Origin of the sequence: Janthinobacterium sp. YR213 (genome assembly GCF_900099875.1) — a bacterium.
In the GTDB taxonomy this organism is placed as follows: domain Bacteria; phylum Pseudomonadota; class Gammaproteobacteria; order Burkholderiales; family Burkholderiaceae_D; genus Janthinobacterium; species Janthinobacterium lividum.
In genome coordinates this window covers 520327-539399 of the sequence record NZ_FNDA01000004.1, presented here as the reverse complement: position 1 = coordinate 539399, position 19073 = coordinate 520327, and the positions used below count along the sequence as shown (strand labels likewise).

At 63.1% G+C, this 19073-nt stretch carries 20 protein-coding genes; 8 read left to right on the top strand and 12 right to left on the bottom strand.

Annotated features, from left to right (window positions below):
* The first annotated feature begins 89 nt into the window (after positions 1-89).
* Positions 90-1190 carry a glycosyltransferase family 9 protein gene (locus BLT98_RS20095; RefSeq protein WP_170846441.1) on the top strand — a complete coding sequence of 367 codons (1101 nt, stop codon included), beginning with the start codon at positions 90-92 and terminating at the stop codon, positions 1188-1190.
* Here the strand turns inward: BLT98_RS20095 and BLT98_RS20090 are convergent.
* Both BLT98_RS20090 and BLT98_RS20085 read right to left on the bottom strand, forming a co-directional pair.
* Positions 1175-3340, bottom strand: coding sequence for a putative bifunctional diguanylate cyclase/phosphodiesterase (locus tag BLT98_RS20090; RefSeq protein ID WP_170846440.1), 2166 nt, complete (start codon positions 3338-3340; stop codon positions 1175-1177). The genes BLT98_RS20095 and BLT98_RS20090 overlap by 16 nt on opposite strands.
* A 117-nt stretch (positions 3341-3457) precedes the next feature.
* Positions 3458-3910 carry a hypothetical protein gene (locus tag BLT98_RS20085; RefSeq protein WP_092610830.1) on the bottom strand — a complete coding sequence of 151 codons (453 nt, stop codon included), beginning with the start codon at positions 3908-3910 and terminating at the stop codon, positions 3458-3460.
* A gap of 182 nt (positions 3911-4092) precedes the next feature.
* Between BLT98_RS20085 and BLT98_RS20080 the strand changes: the two genes are divergently transcribed.
* Entirely contained in the window at positions 4093-4560 is a 468-nt protein-coding gene (locus tag BLT98_RS20080; protein ID WP_070253636.1) for a PACE efflux transporter, read from the top strand.
* On the opposite strand, the gene BLT98_RS20075 is transcribed toward BLT98_RS20080, so the two are convergent.
* Positions 4536-5417: a LysR family transcriptional regulator gene (locus tag BLT98_RS20075; RefSeq protein WP_092610827.1), complete on the bottom strand. Its 882-nt coding sequence runs from the start codon at positions 5415-5417 to the stop codon at positions 4536-4538. The genes BLT98_RS20080 and BLT98_RS20075 overlap by 25 nt on opposite strands.
* A gap of 77 nt (positions 5418-5494) precedes the next feature.
* On the opposite strand from BLT98_RS20075, the gene BLT98_RS20070 reads away from it, so the two are divergent.
* Positions 5495-5698, top strand: coding sequence for a DUF3460 family protein (locus BLT98_RS20070; RefSeq protein WP_034787227.1), 204 nt, complete (start codon positions 5495-5497; stop codon positions 5696-5698).
* 6 nt (positions 5699-5704) lie between these two features.
* Here BLT98_RS20070 and BLT98_RS20065 read toward each other — a convergent pair whose 3' ends face one another.
* Together BLT98_RS20065 and BLT98_RS20060 are read right to left on the bottom strand one after the other, a co-directional pair.
* On the bottom strand, positions 5705-6421 hold the full coding sequence (locus BLT98_RS20065) for a YcbK family protein (protein WP_034787230.1): 717 nt from the start codon (positions 6419-6421) through the stop codon (positions 5705-5707).
* Between the two features lie 132 nt (positions 6422-6553).
* Complete coding sequence (locus tag BLT98_RS20060) at positions 6554-7390, bottom strand: EAL domain-containing protein (protein WP_092610824.1); 837 nt, start codon at positions 7388-7390, stop codon at positions 6554-6556.
* Positions 7391-7624: 234 nt separating this feature from the next.
* Here BLT98_RS20060 and BLT98_RS20055 point away from each other — a divergent pair, with 234 nt between their 5' ends.
* Entirely contained in the window at positions 7625-8437 is an 813-nt protein-coding gene (locus tag BLT98_RS20055; protein ID WP_092610821.1) for a class II glutamine amidotransferase, read from the top strand.
* Positions 8438-8502: 65 nt separating this feature from the next.
* On the opposite strand, the gene BLT98_RS20050 is transcribed toward BLT98_RS20055, so the two are convergent.
* Complete coding sequence (locus tag BLT98_RS20050) at positions 8503-9033, bottom strand: GNAT family N-acetyltransferase (protein ID WP_070253641.1); 531 nt, start codon at positions 9031-9033, stop codon at positions 8503-8505.
* 301 nt (positions 9034-9334) lie between these two features.
* Here BLT98_RS20050 and BLT98_RS20045 point away from each other — a divergent pair, with 301 nt between their 5' ends.
* On the top strand, positions 9335-10390 hold the full coding sequence (locus tag BLT98_RS20045; protein ID WP_092610818.1) for a sulfate ABC transporter substrate-binding protein: 1056 nt from the start codon (positions 9335-9337) through the stop codon (positions 10388-10390).
* A gap of 58 nt (positions 10391-10448) precedes the next feature.
* Here the strand turns inward: BLT98_RS20045 and BLT98_RS20040 are convergent, their stop codons facing one another.
* Positions 10449-10949: a hypothetical protein gene (locus BLT98_RS20040; RefSeq protein ID WP_092610815.1), complete on the bottom strand. Its 501-nt coding sequence runs from the start codon at positions 10947-10949 to the stop codon at positions 10449-10451.
* Positions 10950-11119: 170 nt separating this feature from the next.
* Between BLT98_RS20040 and BLT98_RS20035 the strand changes: the two genes are divergently transcribed.
* A complete protein-coding gene (locus BLT98_RS20035; protein ID WP_034757699.1) occupies positions 11120-11338 on the top strand; it encodes a TOBE domain-containing protein in 219 nt (72 codons plus the stop codon).
* Positions 11339-11392: 54 nt separating this feature from the next.
* Here BLT98_RS20035 and BLT98_RS20030 read toward each other — a convergent pair whose 3' ends face one another.
* Genes BLT98_RS20030 through BLT98_RS20020 form a run of 3 tightly spaced genes read right to left on the bottom strand, consistent with a single transcriptional unit; the run spans position 11393 to position 13870 of the window.
* A complete protein-coding gene (locus BLT98_RS20030) occupies positions 11393-11821 on the bottom strand; it encodes a DsrE family protein (protein WP_092610813.1) in 429 nt (142 codons plus the stop codon).
* Positions 11822-11864: 43 nt separating this feature from the next.
* Entirely contained in the window at positions 11865-12614 is a 750-nt protein-coding gene (locus BLT98_RS20025; RefSeq protein WP_092610810.1) for a LytR/AlgR family response regulator transcription factor, read from the bottom strand.
* Positions 12611-13870, bottom strand: coding sequence for a sensor histidine kinase (locus BLT98_RS20020; protein ID WP_092610807.1), 1260 nt, complete (start codon positions 13868-13870; stop codon positions 12611-12613). Before BLT98_RS20020 ends, BLT98_RS20025 begins: the two co-directional genes overlap by 4 nt.
* Positions 13871-14286: 416 nt before the next feature.
* Between BLT98_RS20020 and BLT98_RS20015 the strand changes: the two genes are divergently transcribed.
* Positions 14287-15165: a serine hydrolase gene (locus BLT98_RS20015; protein WP_035826880.1), complete on the top strand. Its 879-nt coding sequence runs from the start codon at positions 14287-14289 to the stop codon at positions 15163-15165.
* Here BLT98_RS20015 and BLT98_RS20010 read toward each other — a convergent pair whose 3' ends face one another.
* Complete coding sequence (locus BLT98_RS20010; protein ID WP_092610804.1) at positions 15166-16098, bottom strand: DMT family transporter; 933 nt, start codon at positions 16096-16098, stop codon at positions 15166-15168. It abuts the gene before it with no gap.
* A gap of 109 nt (positions 16099-16207) precedes the next feature.
* On the opposite strand from BLT98_RS20010, the gene BLT98_RS20005 reads away from it, so the two are divergent.
* Positions 16208-17107 (top strand): LysR family transcriptional regulator, encoded by a 900-nt coding sequence (locus BLT98_RS20005; RefSeq protein ID WP_092610801.1) that lies wholly within the window; start codon positions 16208-16210, stop codon positions 17105-17107.
* A 4-nt stretch (positions 17108-17111) separates the two neighbouring features.
* Here the strand turns inward: BLT98_RS20005 and BLT98_RS20000 are convergent, their stop codons facing one another.
* The gene (locus BLT98_RS20000) at positions 17112-19040 is read right to left on the bottom strand and encodes a methyl-accepting chemotaxis protein (protein WP_092610798.1); all 1929 of its coding nucleotides are present in this window, start codon (positions 19038-19040) and stop codon (positions 17112-17114) included.
* Positions 19041-19073: the final 33 nt, after the last annotated feature.

The window sequence follows — 19073 nt, the reverse complement described above, 5'->3', positions numbered from 1 at the left end:
TCAGGACGGTGGAAATCCGTAAGATGCTGCTGTCGCTGGCGCTTTATCCCATACGCCAGCGCATCCCGTCATCCACCTCCGGAGTTCCCTTGATAAAGACCGCCGCCCGGCTGATCAGCTACGCCCTGCTGGGCAAATCCGGCAAGCACCCCCTCGATATCGCCAAGGTGCGCAAGGTATTAATTTTGCGCAACGACAAGATCGGCGACATGATCGTCACCACGGCCCTGCTGCGCGAACTGAAGAAAAACTATCCGCACTGGCAGATCGACGTGGCCGCCAGCAGCGCCAACCGGGCCGTGCTCGCCGATAATCCGCATGTCGGCGAAATCCTCATCTGGGACAAGCAGCCGCTGCTGCGCGACTTGCGCACCACCATTGCCGAGCTGCGCCGACGCCGCTATGACGTCATCTTCAATCCCTACAACCGCTTTTCGATTCCCTTGCTGCTGCGCATCAAATGGCTGGGTGCGCGCTATTTGACGGGCTTTGCCATTCCCAAGTACGGCACTTCGACGGCGAATCTGGGCATGTTCGACCATACGGTGCCCTGCGACCGCAGCCGCCACATCCTGCACAGCTATTTCGCCACGTTCGGGCAATTTGAGCTGCGCGACATCGATATGCGCTATGAACTGTTCGGCGTGGATGCGCACGCGGCACGGGTCGACGCCGCCTGCGATACCCTGCTGCGCACGCATGAAGGCCTGTTTTGCCTGAATTTCCAGGGCAGCAATGCGCAACGCACGGTCAGCGTGGCCGATGCCCAGCGCTGCTGCGCGGCCCTGGCGGCGCGCTACCCGCGCCATGCGCTGCTGGTGATCGCCGCGCCGGGCACCGAGGCGCGCGCCGCCGAGATCGTGCGCGGCGCCGGCCATGCCAACGTGATGGCCGCGCCGCCCACCGGCCACATCCTGGAGCTGGCGGCCCTGATCCGCCGCTGCGAACTGGTGCTGTCGCCCGACACCTCGGTGATCCACATCGCCTCGGCGTATGACAGGAAGATCGTCGGCTACTACATCCGCACCGACAACTACCGCTGGTTCTATCCGGCCAGCCGCCATTACCGCGTGATCCTGGCGCCCGGCCTGACCCTGGCCACGGTCAGCGCCGCCGAGACCCTGGCCGCCGTGGAACAGCTGATGCAGGACGATGGGCAGGCGCAAGCGACGCTTCAAGCCGCCGGCTGAGCCGCCAGCAGGCCATCCATCTGCCCTGCCAGCAGCGCGCGGGAAAAGAAATATCCTTGCGCATAGTCGCAGCCGGCGGCGCGCAGCAAATCGCGCTGCGACGCCGTCTCCACGCCTTCGGCCACGACTTTCACTCCCAGCCGCTGCGCCAGTGCAATGATCGCCTCGCACAGGCCCAGTCCGGCATCGTCGCGTCCCAGTTCGCCGACCAGCGAACGGTCGATCTTGAGAAAGTCGATATCGGCCTTCTTGATGCATCCGAGCGATACCTGGCCGCTGCCGAAATCGTCGAGCGCCAGCGCCAGGCCCATGGCGCGGAACTGGCGCAGGCGGTCGCCCACCTGGCGCGCCTTGTCGAGCAGCACGGCTTCCGTTGTTTCGATGACGATGGCACCCGGCGCCAGGCCCGCCCGCGCCAGGGCATTGCCCCAGTCCTGGTACAGCGCGGCGTCGCAGCGGAATTCCACGGGCGACTTGTTGATACAGATCGGGAACGGGGCGCCATGCTCGCCCTGCCACTGGCGCGCCTGGCGCACGACCTGCTGAAACACCCATTCGCCGATATCGATGATCAAGCCGTTTGCCTCGGCAAAGGCGATGAAATCGGCGGGCACGAGCAAGCCGCGCAGCGGATGGCGCCAGCGCAGCAGCGCCTCGGCCCGCTCAATCGTGCCATCGCACAGGCGGATGATGGGCTGGTAATGCACTTCGAACTGCTCCTGCGCCAGCGCCAGGCGCATCTCGCGCACCGTGGTGCGGCGCAGGTCGGCCGCCTGCTGCAAGGCCGGCGTGAAATAGCTGTAGCCGTTGCGCCCCGCGCTCTTGGCGGCATACATGGCCTGGTCGGCGTGCCGCAGCAAGGTTTCCGTTGCCTCGGCGTCGGCCGGATACAGCGCCACGCCCACGCTGGCCGACACTTGCGCCGTGTCGCCGTCGAGCACGAAAGGCAGGGCCAGCGCCGTCGTCAATTCCTGCAGCACGCGTTCGATGCCGCCCAGGTGCCCCACGCCGGCCAGGATGACGGTGAACTCGTCGCCGCCCAGGCGCGCCACCGTGTCGGTGGCGCGCACGCGCTCGCTGATGCGCAGCGCCGCCTGGCGCAGCAGCATGTCGCCCTTCTCGTGGCCGAGACGGTCATTCACCTGCTTGAAATGGTCGAGGTCGATGAACAGCAGGGCCAGGCAACCGCCTTCGCGGCTGGCGTGGCGCGCCTCGTGCTGCAAGCGGTCGAGAAACATGTGGCGGTTCGGCAAGCCCGTCAAGGGATCGAAATTGGCTTGCCGCCAGATGCGCTCGGACGCGGCGCGCTGGGCCGTGATGTCGCTGACGAGCGCCAGCGCGCCCAGGTAGGTGCCGCTGGAATCGAAGATGGGATTGGTGGCCAGGGTGGCCCACAAGGTGCTGCCGTCACGCCGCAGGAACTTGAATTCGTGGCGCTCGGCGATGCCATCCTGGCGCCGCGCAATGTTGCGCTCCAGGATGGCGCGCCCCTCGTCATCCATGAAGGCGGCCAGCGGCTGGCCCAGCATATCCTCGATCTGGCAACCAAGCATGTGCGCCATCTTCGGATTGACAAAGCTGGTCAGCGCCTGCGCATCGATTTCCCAGATGCCCTCCTCGGCGCCGTGCACGATGCGCCGGAAGCGCTCTTCGCTGCGTTCGAGCGCAGCCAGCTTGCCCTCGGCCTGCTCCAGCACCAGGCGCAGCGCCTGGCCGTTCGGATCTGCGCTGCCCAGCAGGCTGACGGGCAAGCCCGCCTCGCGCGCGCCAGGGCGCAGCCGTACCTGTAGCTGGATGCGCTCGGGCTCGCTGCTATTGAGCACGCGCTGCACGAACTGCTCGAAATCGTGGCGGAACGCCTCGTGCACATACGAACGGAACAGCACGTGGCCAAGGCGCTCGCGCACCAGGCCGAACAATTCGGCCGCCACCAGGTTGACCTGCACGATCGCGCCATCGAGGCCGAGCACGAAATAGGCGACCGGCGCCAGCAGGTATAAATCGTTGAAATAGGCTTGCTCGCGTTCGGCCTTCACCCGTTCCGGACTGAAGACGCCATCGTCAAGCAGGGGCGCGGCATGCCCCAACACGCCGTCATGGCTGTGCTGGGAGGAATCCGGATCAGGTACCGCGAGCGGTGGTATGTCCATGGCTATCCTTTGCACCGCCGCCCTGGCAACCAGGTGGGTGCAGTTGCAAGACTAGCATGCGCCACGCGCAGTGTCGAGCCAAGCCTGCCATGGATGCCACTTCTGCAACAAGGCCGTTCAGCGCCCCATGCGGCTGCGGCGCAAGCCGAAATCATGGCCCACCACCAGCAAGGTGCTCGCTACCAGGCTCGATAGCCCCACGATCAGCTGGATCAATTTGTCATCAGGCAAGATCCACAGCGACGAGTCCGGCGTCTCGCAGCCCGTGGCCGCGCTGATCAGGGGAGACACCCAGGCCGCGTCCGGCGTCACGTCGAGCACGACGGCGCCGTCGGCGCTGGTCTGCATATAGATGTCGCCGCCTTCGGCCAGGGTAAAGCAGATGCCCACGCCCGTTTCCGTGGCGCGAATATTGTCCTGCATGCTGCGGTTATGTTCTTCGATCCACACTTCCACGTCGTATGGCGTTTCCAGGTGCTCCCACGGACGGGGGCGAAAACGGGGACGTTCGTCCACACTGGCGGGGGTGTCGGGAACCTCGGGGATGTTGCTGTCTGCTGCGCCTTGCATGCTCGTTGACCTTTTCTGCGGTGATGCGGCGGGACCGGTTGCCTGCCAGCCGCCATTATCCACCGTTCAGGGCAAGCATGGTATTCCTACGCCGAATCAATCAGAAAAACTGACAGCTATCGACTTTAAAGATCAGCATGCCTGACTTAAAATATGCGCCATCTCTTCTTTACAGGCTTTACATGCAAGGCATTAAACGCAAAATCGTCTACGTCACCGCTTTTGAAATCATCGGCATGGCCATTTCCACGCTCTGGCTGACCCTGCTTTCGGGCGAATCGCCCACCAGCACGGGGCCGCTGGCCATCATGATCACCACCATCGCCGTGATCTGGAACCTGCTCTACAACACCGCGTTCGAATACTGGGAAATCCGGCAAGTGTCGCGCACGCGCACGGTCTGGCGCCGCATCCTGCATGCGATCGGCTTCCAGATCACGCTGGTCATCTACCTGATCCCGCTGATCGCCTGGTGGCTGAACATCAGCCTGTGGCAAGCCTTCGTGCTCGATTTCGCGCTGATGCTGATCATCCCGTGCTACAGCTTCATTTTTAACTATTTCTTCGACGGCCTGTTCGGCGTGCCCCTGTCGGCGCAGCAGCCGAAGGAAGAAGCCACTGACGTTCAGGCTGCTTCGCTGAGCAACTGAAGAAAGGACCGCGCCGCCATGCCCAGCGGCCGGTCCTTCATCCACACCAGGTGGATGGGCACGACCAGGCCATTGCCCGTATTCTTGAACGCCACGCAGCGCACCCGCCCCGCCGCCAGAGAATGGGCGATGGCCGAGGCGGCAAAGTTGCCCCAGCCCAGTCCCGCTTCCACCATGGCCAGCGCCATCGGCAAGCTGTCCGTGCGCCAATAGGACAGCCCCACCACGGGGCGCGCATCGGCCAGGTCGAGTTCGCGGCTGGCCACGATGATCTGGCGCAAATTCACCAATTCCTCGATATACAAGGGCTGGCCCGCCGCGCTGGGTGGATGCTGGGTGGAAATAATCGCCAGCAAGGCATCGCTGCCCACCAGCTGGAACTGTTCTTCGTGATTGATGCGTCCGCCTGCGAAAGCCATGCAGGCGCTGATGCGGCCCCGGTGCAGCATGTCGAGCACATCGTCCTGCGGCGCCGTCAGCACCTCGATATCGAGCAAGGGATGGCGCTGCGACAGCGCGCGCACGGCGGCCAGGAAGGGAGTATGGTCGAGCTCGGCCGCGATGCCCAGCGAAATGCGGCTTTCCAGTCCCTGCGACAATTCCTGCACGTGCAAGTGCAACTGTTTCAACTGCTCGGCGATCAGGCGCGCGTGCGGTATCAGGGCCAGCGCGGCCGGCGTGGGCACGGCTTCGCGCGCGCCGCGGTCGAACAGGGTGATGCCCAGTTCCGCCTCGATATTGGCCATCGCCATGCTGACGGCCGACGGCGCCCGCCGCAAGGCGCGCGCGGCAGCCGAGAACGAGCCGCCATCGACGACGGCCAGGAACAGTTCGATGTTATGGCTGGACAGTTTCATGAAAAAGTGGAAAGTGCGGCACTTTCGGGCGCGCGGGCGGTCAAAACGGGGAACGACAGCAACACTCGGGAGTACACATGCGCCATCGATTAACTTACCGCCGCAGCGGCTACATTTCCGACTTTACCCGCTTTATCGACGGCTACCTGCAGGCGCACCCGGAAGTGCAAGCCAGCCAGCGCCAGGGCTGGCGCATTTTCTGGGAGCGCCCGGCCAGCATGCGCGAACTGGAACTGGCTCACGCGGACAGCGTACCGGAACCACCCTACCATTACGACTAAAAACTCTTAGCCTTTCCAGACGCGCTGCAATCCGGTGTCCGCATGGATCCAGCCACCACGCGGGCCGTTGCGGTAATAGAAGCCCACGCCGCCCTGCTTGAAGCTGCGCACCAGCGAACCGAGCACTTCCGCGTTCAGATTCGCCACGCGGATGTCGGCGGCGCGGCCCGAGATGTGCAGCGACTGGCGCGCGGCCGGCACGCCCGCTTCGCGCAGCCTGCTGTTCGACTCGGCCGTGCGGTAGCCCGACAAAATCTCCAGCGGCTGCTCGATGCCGTAGCGGGCCACGAACGCTTGCGTGCCCCACAGGGTTTCCAGCAGTTTCGGATCGATGGGCGCCGTCTTCTTGCCGTTCACGTCGCGCAGCAAGTGACACAGTTCCTGGTAGGCCGAATCGATGACTTCGCCATCTTTCCAGTACAGCAGCTTGGCCTTTTCATTGCTGGCCGGGCGCACCACTTCCAGGGTGCGGGGCTTGAGCCAGAATTCCAGGTCCAGCGCCTGCGCATCGAAAATGTCGGGTGGCGGTTCCATCTCGGTGATGGCCTGGCGCGATTGCGACGTGATCGAGCGGTCGATGCTGGCCAGTTGCGTCGGCTGCGGCGGCACGGCCGTGCGCGGTGCGCGTGGCTTGGCGCTGGCCGAAGCCGAGGCGGGAGCGGCCGTGCGCGAGGCGCAGCCGATGAGAGGAGTGGCAACCAGGCCCAGCGCGGCCAGGCCCATACCGTGGTGTAGAAAATTTCTGCGCGATGCCATAGTCAGTCCAATTTAACGATGGGAATACTATAGCGTATTGTGCCGCGAAGAAAAACCCTCAATGCCTATCGTGTCACCCTCATTTCAAGGCATTTTGCGTCAGGCGGCAGCCGCGACGGAGACGCCGGCGCCTTTCGCCTGCGCCAGCGCCGTCAATGGCTTGTCGAGCAGATAACCCTGGGCCACGATGGGCAAGCCCGTGATGGCGGCGACGCGCTGCAGCGCGGCCAGCGCGGCCGGCGTGTCGAGGCGCTTGAAAATGACGCGGATTTTCGCCGCATGGCACACAGTGACGAAGCTGGCGACGGCTTGCTCGTCGCTGAGGTTGCCCGCGTCGAGCTTGAACGCATGCGGGTGCAGGCGCTCCAGCATGCCCGTTGCCTCATGCACGTTGGCCACGTTGATGGCCAGGCGGAAACCGTTGCGGCGGTAATTGTCAGCCACGTAGTTGAGCAGCCAGCCCTGGTTCGGCGTGACCGTCGGCAATTGCAGCACGATGCGCTCGATGGGCAAGCCCAGCGCGTCGAGGATGCGCTGGAAAGCGTGGCCGTGATTGCTGCTGACGGCGCTCAGCAGGCGGTCATGCACATTCAGGTACAGGTCGGCCTGCTCCGCTTCCGCCTGCCGGAAAAAATTAATGGCATGCAGCATGCGGCACAGCCGGTCCAGTTCCACGGATTCATCGTCGCTGGCCGCGTGATCGAGCAAGCGCCACAGCGACAAGCCCTCGTCCGCCTTCGACACGCTGCGCGCCAATCCTTCGAACGCCACCAGCTTGCCGCTTTCCAGTTCGCGCAGCGGCTGGAAGGCGCTGGTCATGGTGCAATTGAAAAAGCGCCCCAGCGCCCGGCCCTCCCCGTCGAGCCAGACGCTGGTGCCGGCCTGGGTTTGATGCGACAGGCGGGCCAGGTAATTTTTCAGGACAGGAAATGGCATACGTGCTCCTTCGTAAGGCTGCGCCAGCTGCCCTCATGGGGAAGACGGCGCCAAAGTGTGCAGAGTAAGGCAGCGCAAACCAAAGGAGAACGAATGGTTTCGCCCTTTGATATGCACCCAGCAAATATGGGCGCAACAACGGACAGCGCATAACGATAGTCGGAAACATTCCTTCCCGCCCCCTGGTCCAGCCTTTACTGTGGGCATGTACCGATACCATCAGGAAGGGCCGCCATGTGCCAGTTACTCGCAATGAACAGCAGCAAGCCTGCGGCGCTGGGATTTTCCTTTGCCGGCTTTGCCGAGCGGGGCGGACGCACGGACGAGCACCGCGACGGCTGGGGCATCGCCTATCATTCCAGCAGCGGCTGCACCCTGCTGACGGATCACCTGGCGGCCATCGATTCGCCGCTGGCGGCCCAGGTGCAGCAACATCCCGTGAAGGCGAAAAACATCGTCGCGCACATCCGCAAGGCCACGCAAGGCCGCATCGCCCAGGAAAATACCCACCCGTTCGCCCGCGACCTGTGGGGCAAGACCTGGTCCTTCGCCCACAATGGGGACTTGAAAACGTGGCGTGCGCCCGCCAATGCGCACTACCGCGCCAGCGGCGACACGGACAGCGAACAAGCCTTCTGCCACCTGCTGGCCACCTTGCGCGCGCAGTTTCCCCTCGGTGAACCCACGCGCGCCGACTTGCGCGCCGCCATCGCCGAGGTCGCCAAGGACATTGCGGCGCACGGCACCTTCAATTTCATCCTGTCGGACGGCGAACTGCTGTTTGCCCACTGTTCCACGCACTTGCACTATGTGATACGCGAATACCCGTTTTCCGTGGCGCAACTGATCGACTGCGAGCGCAGCATCGACTTTCGCCAGCACAACCACCTGGACGACAGGATCGCCGTCATCGCCACGCATCCGCTGACGCAAAACGAGGATTGGCTGGCGTTCGCTCCCGGCGAACTGAAACTGTTTACGGGCGGCACCTTGCTGCCGGCGGATGATGCCGCGCCACAAGGCGTGTATATCCAGATCAGTTACTGAGGGAATTATTGAACGGGAAGAAATGGCCCGCCGCCGGATGGGCGGGCTAAGGGACTGACGGGGCGTCAGGCCGAATTGCAGTTGCAAAAGCGCTTGCGCTTGGGATCGCCGCTAGCGATGCCCGTGGGATCAATCTGTTTCCAGCAAAAAATCGTTTCCACGCCATATGGCGAACGCACATTGCCCGCCTCGACATAACCCTGCTTGACGAAAAAGGCCTGGCTGCTGGCCGTGCTGTGCAGTTGCAAGGCCTTGATGCCCCACTCGCGCGCCTGCGCTTCCAGCTGCTCCACCAGCGCCTTGCCGGCGCCGCGGCCTTGCGCCTCGGGCAGCAGGTAGCACAGGGCCAGCTTGCCGGCGCGCGTCAGCAAGCCGACGCCGACAACGGCGCCCGCCTCGACTGCGACCAGCGAAAAATTAGTCGGCGACGCAAACCAGCACGCCACCATCTGCGGTGTTTTATTGCCCAGCCAGGCTTCCAGGATGGCCGGATCGTCCCGGTGATCGAGGCTGCAGCATTCGACGATGGAGCGTCGTAATACGTTGCACGCCTCGAAAGCGTCGGTCGATGTTGCAATACGAATTTCAAGACTCATGTACGCTCACAAAATATTCCAGTTGCCGATGCAGACGGTTTTCCCCCTGTATCGTGCGATTCGACTATACACCAAGCGGCGCTTTCGGGTTTTTTGCCGCACGCCACGGGCCAGTTTTGCCTATGGCGCTATGCCTGCAGACTAAGTGCTGATGCGCATCTTGCCCACGAATGTTTCCAGAAATCGATATATGTTTTTTAGCGCAAACGGGAATCAAGTCTAAGCATATTACGAAAAATTCGTTTCTTTTCCGGCCGGAATTTTAGACTATGTCTATCTATTCTCACAACAAGAGTTCAACATGACCCATTCCAACGCCGTAACGACTGCCGCAGCAACGCTCACCCAACGCTCGCGCCGCTGGTTCCTGGCCAGCACCCTGGCCGCTTCCGCCGCCGCCATGAGCCTGCCGATGGCCGCCAGCGCCGCCGAACCGGTGGTCTTGCTGAACGCGTCCTACGACGTGATGCGCGAATTGTTCAAGGACGTGAATCCCGCATTTATTGCTGATTGGAAAGCCAAAACGGGCGAAACCATCACCATCAAGCAATCGCACGGCGGCTCCAGCAAGCAGGCGCGCTCCGTCGCCGATGGCCTGGAAGCATCCGTCGTGACCATGAACCAGGCCAATGACATCGACATCCTCGTCGACCGCGGTCTCGTGGTGGCCGACTGGGCCAAGAAATTCCCGAACAATGCGGCGCCGTTCTACTCGACCATGGTGTACCTGGTGCGCAAAGGCAACCCGAAACACATCAAGGATTGGGACGACCTGGCCAAGCCCGGCATCAAGGTCATCGTGCCGAATCCGAAAACCTCGGGCAATGGCCGCTACACCTACCTGGCGGCCTGGGGCTATGCCGTGAAAAAAGGCGGCAGCGAAGCGCAGGCGCGCGACCTCGTCACCAAACTGTTCAAGAACGTGCCCGTGCTGGACGGCGGCGGCCGCGGCGCCACCACCACCTTCACGCAGCGCGAAATCGGCGATGTGCTGGTGACGTTTGAAAATGAAGTGCAACTGGTGCGCGCCGAATTCGGCGACAACTTCGAAGTGGTGTATCCAAGCATCTCCATCCTGGCCGAGTCGCCGGTGGCCGTCGTCGACAAGGTCGTCGACCGCCGCGGCATCCGCAAGGAAGCCACGGCCTACCTGCAATACCTGTACTCGGAACCAGGCCAGGAACTGGTCGCCAAGCACTACCTGCGCCCCCGTTCGGCGGCCGTCGCCAAGAAATACGCGGCCAGCTTCAAGCCGATCACCCTGTTCACCATCGACGACGTCTTTGGCGGCTGGAAACAGGCACAAAAGAAACACTTTGACGATGGTGGCGAGTTCGACAAGATTTATCAGAAGTAATCTTCGCCGCATCAAAAAAAAACGGGACATGTCCCGGTTTTTTTTATGTCGCCATACATCACTGCCTCTTCAGCACCAGCTTGAATTGCGGCGCCCAGCGCCCGTCCACCAGCATCTCGCTGGCCGCCTCATAGGCATCGCCCGAGGGCGTCCAGCGCACGCGATAGGTCAGCGTCTTGCCATTCGCGCCCACGTATTGCGTGGCGGGAAAGTCGAGGCCGCCGTCCGCCGGCAGCATCGTGCCGCGGCTATGGCCGCCGCTATTCTCCACATACAGGAAGGCTACCTTGCCTGCGGCGGGATCGTGGTAATACGTGGTTTCGCCCACGTAGTCGGGCTTGCCGGGGCTGCGCACCGTGTGCACGTCGCGCAGCATCTGGCCGCCATACAGCCACTGGAAACAGTGCTCATCCGTCTGCTTCCCGCCAGGGAACTCGCCCTTCCAGCAATGCCCGGCCAGGAAAGCCATCGGTTGCAGGGCGGCAATGGGTTGCGCCAGCACGGCCGAGGTGGACAACAGCAGGGGCAACAGCAAGAGCGACAGCAGGAATGGACGCATGGCACACCTCCGGTAGATGCTTGAGTATAGGCGAATAATATGCTTGCAGCAGCGCTGGCGCACACTTTGCGCATATCGATATGCGCATCGATTCGTGGTCAAAAGCGTGCGCGCGCCGTACTCTGGCCTTGTCGCGCCGCATGGCGTATTACGGGCTCAAAGGAAATATCATGGCTATCTCGGAAGTGAATGTACGCAACCAGTTTCGCGGCAAGATCAAGGAAATCATCTTTGGGCCCGTGGTCTCGGAAGTGGATGTGGAAACGCCGCACGGCATCGTCACCTCGGTCATCACCTCGCGCTCGATCAAGGACCTGGACTTGAAAGTGGGCAGCGAAGTCATCGCGCTGGTGAAATCGACGGAAGTGTCGATCGCCAAGATCCAGTAAGGGTTACCCACCCGCTAACGCCGCGCCCCTTGCCATCCGGCAGCGGCGCGTGCGTCAGGGCTTGATATACGCATACCCTTCCTGCCACTGCAAGCGGCTCAGCTCGGCCACGCCCGAGGGCACGATGACGGCGTCGGGCAGCACGCGCTGGCGGTCGATGTTGCGTCCTTGCAAGGTGTTATTGCAGACACGAAAGCTCACGCCGCGCTTGGCCAGCTCGCGCACCACTGCGTCATACGGAGTGCCATTCTTGTCGACGGCGCCATCGAGCAGGAAATCGATGCCGGGGCCATGCGCGACGAGCACGATGGTGGCTTGGGGACTGGCGTCCAGGTGATTGCGGATATTTTTCAGCGCAGCCGTGGCATTGCTGGCGTCATTGACGTGGTACACCACCTTTTCCTCCTTCTGCGCTGCCGTGGCGGCAGTGCAAGCGAACAAGGAAAGAAGGATGGCGGAGAACCAGCGGCGCAAGATTGTCATGAGATGTCCATTTCAGTGGCAGATTAAAAACATTGCCATCATATCAATCTCTGAACAAATACGTAAACGTGCGGCTGACGGGCAGCTTTTCCGTGCTGCCGCGCAGCAGCACTTGCATGCGCTCGGCGTCGATGCGTTCGGCCGCCTCGATGGCTTTCACGTTGACCATGGTGCCGCGGTGGATTTGCCAGAACTGTTCCGGATCGAGGCCGCCCAATAAATCCTTCAACGGCGTGCGCACCAGCGCTTCCGAGCCGGCCAGCACCACGCGCGTGTACTTGGTGTCGGCCTGGAAGAACAGCACGTCGTCAATGTCGATCAGGCGGATCTGCTTGCCCACGCTGGCCCTGATCCATTTCAGTTTTTCGCGCGGCGCGGCCGGCAGCGCCGCGCGCAGCGACTGCAGCAAATGGGCCATGTCGGCCGGCTGGGCGCCCAGCTTGTCGCGCAGCCGGGCCAGCGCCCGCTGCAGCCGCTCGGCCTGCACGGGTTTCAACAGATAATCGACGGCGCCCGCGTCGAAGGCATCGACGGCATACTGGTCATACGCGGTGACAAATACCACGTGCGCCCGCGTGCCGATGCGCTCGGCCACTTCCAGGCCCGACAGGCCCGGCATGCGGATGTCGAGGAAGACCACGTCCGGCTCATGCTCGAGGAAACCGTCCCAGGCATCGTTGCCGTTTTCCGCCACCAGCACGATGCGCGCCTCGGGCCAGGCCAGCGCCAGCATCGTTTGCAGGCGTTCGCGCATCAGGGGTTCGTCTTCGGCGATCAGGATGGTGGCATTCATGCGGCAAATTCTTTCAGGCTGGATGCAATTTTAATGGGAAGCAATATCTCGGCGATCACGCCGCCCTCGTCGCCGTCACGCAGGGTCAGGCTGGCGGACGGATCGGACAGCGACAGCCGGCTGCGCACGTTTTCCAGGCCCAGGCCGCCTTCCGGCGCGCTGCCCGCAGCGCTTGCCGGCAAGCCCATGCCCGTGTCCTGCACGCGCAAGCGCAGCATGCCGTCCACCCGCAGCGCCGACAGGCTGATCTCGCCGCCGCGCAAGGATGGTTCAATACCGTGCTTGATGGCATTTTCCGCCAAGGTCAGCAAGATCATGCTGGGAATCGTCGCGTGTGCAAATTCGGCCGGCAAGTCCAGCGCATAGCGCAGGCGGGAGCCCATGCGCGCCTGCATCACGCGCAAATACGCGGCCACCATGTCGAACTCGCTTTGCAGCGGCACTTGCTCGCTGCGCATCTCCGCCATGCTGGCGCGCAAAAAGGCAATCAGGTCGGCAGTCAATGCCGCGGCCCGGCCGGCGCCTTGCGCTCCCTGCTCGGCCAGCTGCTGCACGGCGCCCAGGGTATTGAACAGAAAATGCGGCTCGATCTGCGCGCGCAGCAGCCGCAGCTGCGATTCGCTCAGTTCGCGCGCCAGGCGGTCGCGCTCGGCATCCTGCTGCAGCTGCAGGGCCAGCGCTTCATACTGGCGGTTGCGCCAGGTGCTCACGACCGCCAGCGGCACCATATAAAACAACCCGGCCACCAGCAAGGCGATGCCGCCCACGCGCAGCAAGCGCTCGAAGGCCATTTCCATGGAACCCGTATCGCTCAAGCCGGCCAGCAGCACGCCGGCCGCTACCCCTGCCGCGCAGGTCGACACGATCAACAAAAGCTTCTTGAACTTGTAGCGCACGGAACTGCGGTAATTGAACCAGACGCCCACCAGGCCCCACGCCAGCGCAAAACCCAAGCCGTTGCTGAAGACCAGGGCCTTGAGCAATTCGAACCGGGCCGGCAACAGCAGGTGCAGGGTGACGCCGATGGCGCTGAACAGCACCATCAGCTTGAACGCGGCGATGTAAAAACCGGCGCCGCGGTACTTGAGCAGGAAATCGTGCAATTGCTGGCGCTCGATCGGCGTCAGCTTGACCAGCTTCATGGCGACGTAACGGCGCACTCTTCCCTGGATCTGGTCCGCCATCTCGGGATGTTTCAGTACCAGCAGCGATTCTTCGTCGATGCTGCGGTACCAATCCGTATATTTTTTTAACACGATGCGCTCCCCTTGGTCTGTGATTCAGGCATGAACGCAGTCTACGGCGCCACCATGGCAGGGCATAGCGCGGGGCGACGAAGCACGAAGGGACAGGCATCAACGACGAGGTACATGGCGCCTGCCGGACCCTCGCTGCCAATATTGCTGAAATAATACGAAGTTTCCAAGGCGAAATCAATAATTGCGTAACAATTTTCACTACGGCAAGATTAGCCCCATTTATTTGCCAAATTGGCCGCAACACCGCTTGTCGCGGGCCTGTACCGTAGACATCGCTTGATCTTTAATGGTATTGTTTAAGCTTGGCAAATATTGCCTCCGAGATACACGCCGCGTCCCCACGCTGCCCGTTTCCGGATTTGCGCGCAGCGCCCACGATGGCGCCCCAAAACTGCTTTCCCACATACAATCCCATGCTCAAAAAAATGTTCGCCGCGGTGCTGATGACGCTTTCGACAGCGGCCATCGCCGTGCCCTTCGGTTCCCAGTCGATACTGGTGGTCGAAGACGGTACAGGCAAAGTCTTGCTTGAAAAAAATTCCAACGTGGTGGTGCCCATCGCCTCGCTGACCAAACTCATGACGGCCATGGTCGTGCTCGACTCCAAGGCGAATATGCAGGAAGAGATCAGCATCGACCGCGAGGATGTCGACACCTTGAAACACAGCACTTCGCGCGTGCCCGTGGGCGCCACACTGAGCCGTCATGACGTGCTGCAACTGGCGCTGATGTCGTCCGACAACCGCGCCGCCGCCTCGCTGGCGCGCACTTTCCCCGGCGGCCCCACCGCATTTGCCGTGGCCGTCAACGCCAAGATCAAGGCCCTGGGCATGCGCCAGACCGTGATCGAAGAGCCAACGGGCTTGTCGCCGAACAACCAGTCGACGGCAGCAGACCTCGTCAAGATGGCCGTGGCCGCCTCGCGCTACCCGGAAATCAGCCGCATCACGACGGATTCGAAGGACGTGATCCAGATCAAGGGCCGCGACGTGGAATACCACAACACGAACCGCCTGGTGGGTGCCAAGGGCTGGGATATCGGCCTGTCGAAAACGGGCTACACGAATGAAGCGGGCCGCTGCCTGATCATGCGCATCAAGTCGGCCGGCAAGTTCGCCACCATGATCCTGCTCAACGCGCGCGCCAATTCCGTGCGCGCCATGGACGCCGTCAACATCCGCCGCATGCTGGCGGCCGAAAACGGCATCGAAGAACCGAAAGTGATGCGCGCCTCGGTCAGCCGGCATAAAAAAGCGCCGGCGAAACCCTCCAAACGCCGCCGCGCAAAATAATTACTTCGCTTGCCGGTTGGTCATGATGACGCCGGCAATCGTCACCGCGCCGCCCACCAGCATCGAGACGAGCACGGGCTCGCCCAGCAACGCCGCCGCCAGCACGATGCCGAACACCGGCACGAGGTTGTTGAAGACGGCCGTGCGCGACGGGCCCAGCGCCTTCACGCCCTCGTAATACCAGACAAAGCCGATCACCGTGCCGAACACGCCCAGGTAGCCGATGGCGGCCCACACTTGCCAGCCAAAGCTGTGCCATGGCACGCTCGGAAATTCCACGGCCGCCCCCACCAGCAAAAAGGCCAGGCCCCACATCGACGCATACGTGGTGGCGGCAATCGGGCTCAAGCCCTTCAGCGCGACCCGGCCGATCAGGGTGTAGGCGGCCCAGCTGGAAATGCCGCAAAACATGAACACCTCGCCCATGCCGATGCCTCCACCCGTGCCGTGCAGCACGCCGGCGAGATCGCCGCGCGTGATGACGATGGCCGTGCCGCAAAACGCCAGCATGATGCCCAGCCACTTGAAGGAACCGAGCCGTTCGCGGAACAGCATGGCCGAGGCCAGCGCCGTGACGATAGGATTCAGGGCCACGAACAGGGCCGTGCGCCCCGCCGGCATGCGCGACAGGGCCGCCAGGAAGCACAGGTTGTATAAAAAGATGCCCGTCAGGCCCAGCGCGGCCGTCGTTGCCAGCTGCTTGCGGTCCAGGCGCGGCAAGCCCCCTTCCAGTTTCCATGCCAGCATGACCAGCAACAGCACGGCCACGCCGAAGCGCCCGCTGGCGGCCGTCATGGGCGGCATCTGCTGCGCCAGCACGCGCCCCGCGATGAAGGTGCCGCCCCAGAACAGGGCGACAAAGATCAGTTTGATGTAGACGAGCGGCGATTGCACGGAAGGCAAGGCGGCTGATGGTATGGCGGAAGAAGACATGGAATATCCTGTATGGCCGCTTGCGCGGCGGGTGGTGTCCATATATATTAATACTAATATCAACTCATGAAATAATGAGTAAATACTCATAACTCAACAAAACCACACCATGACCTTCACGCAACTGGAAATTTTTACCCTGGTGGCCGAATTGCACGGCTTTTCCGCCGCCGCCGCGCAGCTGGGCATCAGCCAGTCGGCCGTCTCGCACGCCTTGAAGGCGCTGGAAAAGGAGATGGGCGTGGACCTGATCGTGCGCCACCAGGCGTCGGCCGAACTGACGGACATAGGCCGCCAGCTGCTCGTGCGCGCGCGCGAAATCCTCGGCTTGTCGGAGGCCATGCGCCAGGAAGCGGCCGACGTGCTGGGCCAGCGCCAGGGCACCCTGCGCATCGGCTCCTTCGGCCCGACGTCTTCCTTGAATCTGCTGCCCGCCATCACGGCGCAATTCCGCCTGCGCTATCCGGGCATCGACCTGCGCATCGACGAGGGGGCAGACCATGAAGTGGTGCAGTGGATACGCGAACGCAGGGTCGATGTCGGCTTCGTCGTGCTGCCCGACGAGCGCTTCGATACGGCGCCGCTGGTGGAAGACCAGATGATGGCGCTGGTGCCGCGCAGCCATGCGCTGGCCAGCGAAACCGCCATCACCCTGGCGCAGCTGTGCGAAGGGCCGTTCATCATGTCCGAGGCGGGATGCGCCTGCCTGATCGAACCGCTGTTCGCCAACGCGGGCTTGCAGCCGAACGTGCCCTATCGCATCAGCCAGGTGATCACCATCCTCGACATGGTCAGCCGCGGCGACGGCCTGTCCATCGTCGCCGAACTGGCCCTGCCGCAGCGGCTGCGGGAGCAGTATCCGGAACTGGTCGCCTTGCCGCTCAATCCGCCCGTCAGCCGCAAGGTGGGCCTGGCCGTGCGCGACCGGCGCCAGAACACGCCCGCCACCAACGCCTTTTTTGAGGTGGCCAGGCAGATGGCGCCGACCCTGGCGCCACGGTGCGCTTGAGAGTTTAGAAAGTCTCCCACTCCTCGCTGCGCTCCGGTTTGACGGCCGCCGTCCTTGCCGGAGTGCTGGCGAGGCGCGGCGCCATCGCGGCGCGCACCACGGGCCGAACGGGTTGCTGCTGCGGCGGCGCCTGCCCCTCATCGAGCTTGAACACGCCCACCACCTGCGCCAGCGTGCTGGCCTGGTCTTGCAGGCTTTCCGCCGCAGCCGCCGCTTGCTCCACCAGGGCCGCGTTCTGCTGCGTCACCTGGTCCATCTGCGCGATGGCCTGGTTCACCTGCTCGATGCCCGAGCTCTGTTCGGCGCTGGCGGCCGTGATCTCGCCCATGATGTCGGTTACGCGGCGCACGCTGTCGACGATTTCCTGCATCGTCGCGCCAGCCTCGTCGACCAGGCGCGCTCCCGAATCGACCTTGCCCACCGAATCGTCGATCAGCAGCTTGATTTCCTTCGCTGCGCCGGCGGAGCGTTGCGCCAGGCTGCGCACCTCCGTCGCCACCACGGCAAAGCCCCGCCCCTGCTCTCCCGCGCGCGCCGCCTCCACGGCCGCATTGAGCGCGAGGATATTCGTCTGGAAGGCGATGCCGTCGATGACGCTGATGATGTCGACGATCTTCTTCGACGAATCGTTGATCGAGGCCATGGTATCGACCACCTGCGCCACCACTTGCCCGCCCTTGCTGGCCACGCCGGACGCCGATTGCGCCATCTGGTTGGCCTGGCGCGCATTGTCCGCATTCTGCTTCACCGTGCTGGTCAGCTCTTCCATCGAGGCGGCCGTTTCTTCCAGCGAACTGGCTTGCTGTTCCGTGCGCGACGACAGGTCCTGGTTGCCGGCGGCGATTTCCGACGAGGAAACCTTGACCGATTCGCTGGCCGTGCGGATTTTCACGAGAACGGCGGCGATCTTGTCGATGAAGCGGTTGAAGGCGCCGGCGATCTGCGCCAGTTCATCCACGCCGGAAGCGTCGAGGCGGCGCGTCAAATCGCCTTCGCCCGAAGCGATGTCGTCGAGCGCGTCGCGCACCAGTTCCAGGCGCTTGAGCATTTTGAAGACCAGCAGCGACAGCAGCAGCGCCGCCAGCCCGGTCAGCAGCGCGGCAGTGACGGTGGCCGTCGTCAGCATCGTCTGCAAGGCTTGCATGGCTTCCTGCTGGTCCAGCACCACGGCCAGCAGCCAGTCGGTGCCCGCCACGCGCGTGACGTACAGCATGCCGTCGCGCTCATCGAGGCGCACGGCCTCGCTCGTGCGCGTGCTTTCCAGCCGGTTGACCTGCGCGGCCGACAGCGCCGCATCGAGTTTCGCCACCGGCTGCAGGCTCAGGTCCTTGTTCGCATGGGCGATGATGGTGCCGCTCTGGTCGACGAGGAAGGCAAAGCTGTGCGGCGTCGGCTTGATCGCCACCACGTTGGCGATCACCGTATCGAGCAGCACGTCCGCGCCCGCCACGCCCAGCAGCGCCTCTTTCGGGCCGACGGGCGCCGTAAACGACACCACCAGCTTGTGGCTGGCCGCGTCCACGTATGGCGGCGTCAGCATCGGCACGCCCGCCTTGACGGTGTCCGTGTACCAGGCGCGCGCCGTGGGATCGAAATCGGCCGGGCGGCCCGGATGGGTAAACACGGAACGTTTGTCCGCATAGCCGATGAACACTTCCGCAAAATCGCCGGCCTTTTCCGCGATCTGGAAGGCGCGCAGCGGATCGGGCGTCTCGGCCGACATGACAACGGATGCCATGACCTTTTTCTTGCCATCGACCCATTGCGCCAGCACGGCCGACTGGCTTTGCAGCAGTTGCTGCATCTGCTGATCCGACGACGCCAGCATGCTGCTGCGCGTGGTCACGTAATTGGCAACCGACAAGGCCAGCATGGACAGTATGACAATGGCCACGCAAATGAGCACCAGCCGCGTGCGAAGGGAAGACAACATGATGGACTCCTCGTTTCGATTTTAATGGCGTGA

Bases quoted from the DNA above. Each gene is read 5' to 3' on its own strand.
- BLT98_RS20090 (WP_170846440.1), bottom strand. From the start codon at position 3,340: ATGGACATACCACCGCTCGCGGTACCTGATCCGGATTCCTCCCAGCAC.
- BLT98_RS20085 (WP_092610830.1), bottom strand. From the start codon at position 3,910: ATGCAAGGCGCAGCAGACAGCAACATCCCCGAGGTTCCCGACACCCCC.
- BLT98_RS20080 (WP_070253636.1), top strand. From the start codon at position 4,093: ATGCAAGGCATTAAACGCAAAATCGTCTACGTCACCGCTTTTGAAATC.
- BLT98_RS20075 (WP_092610827.1), bottom strand. From the start codon at position 5,417: ATGAAACTGTCCAGCCATAACATCGAACTGTTCCTGGCCGTCGTCGAT.
- BLT98_RS20070 (WP_034787227.1), top strand. From the start codon at position 5,495: ATGCGCCATCGATTAACTTACCGCCGCAGCGGCTACATTTCCGACTTT.
- BLT98_RS20065 (WP_034787230.1), bottom strand. From the start codon at position 6,421: ATGGGCCTGGCCGCGCTGGGCCTGGTTGCCACTCCTCTCATCGGCTGC.
- BLT98_RS20060 (WP_092610824.1), bottom strand. From the start codon at position 7,390: ATGCCATTTCCTGTCCTGAAAAATTACCTGGCCCGCCTGTCGCATCAA.
- BLT98_RS20055 (WP_092610821.1), top strand. From the start codon at position 7,625: ATGTGCCAGTTACTCGCAATGAACAGCAGCAAGCCTGCGGCGCTGGGA.
- BLT98_RS20050 (WP_070253641.1), bottom strand. From the start codon at position 9,033: ATGAGTCTTGAAATTCGTATTGCAACATCGACCGACGCTTTCGAGGCG.
- BLT98_RS20045 (WP_092610818.1), top strand. From the start codon at position 9,335: ATGACCCATTCCAACGCCGTAACGACTGCCGCAGCAACGCTCACCCAA.
- BLT98_RS20040 (WP_092610815.1), bottom strand. From the start codon at position 10,949: ATGCGTCCATTCCTGCTGTCGCTCTTGCTGTTGCCCCTGCTGTTGTCC.
- BLT98_RS20035 (WP_034757699.1), top strand. From the start codon at position 11,120: ATGGCTATCTCGGAAGTGAATGTACGCAACCAGTTTCGCGGCAAGATC.
- BLT98_RS20030 (WP_092610813.1), bottom strand. From the start codon at position 11,821: ATGACAATCTTGCGCCGCTGGTTCTCCGCCATCCTTCTTTCCTTGTTC.
- BLT98_RS20025 (WP_092610810.1), bottom strand. From the start codon at position 12,614: ATGAATGCCACCATCCTGATCGCCGAAGACGAACCCCTGATGCGCGAA.
- BLT98_RS20015 (WP_035826880.1), top strand. From the start codon at position 14,287: ATGCTCAAAAAAATGTTCGCCGCGGTGCTGATGACGCTTTCGACAGCG.
- BLT98_RS20010 (WP_092610804.1), bottom strand. From the start codon at position 16,098: ATGTCTTCTTCCGCCATACCATCAGCCGCCTTGCCTTCCGTGCAATCG.
- BLT98_RS20005 (WP_092610801.1), top strand. From the start codon at position 16,208: ATGACCTTCACGCAACTGGAAATTTTTACCCTGGTGGCCGAATTGCAC.
- BLT98_RS20000 (WP_092610798.1), bottom strand. From the start codon at position 19,040: ATGTTGTCTTCCCTTCGCACGCGGCTGGTGCTCATTTGCGTGGCCATT.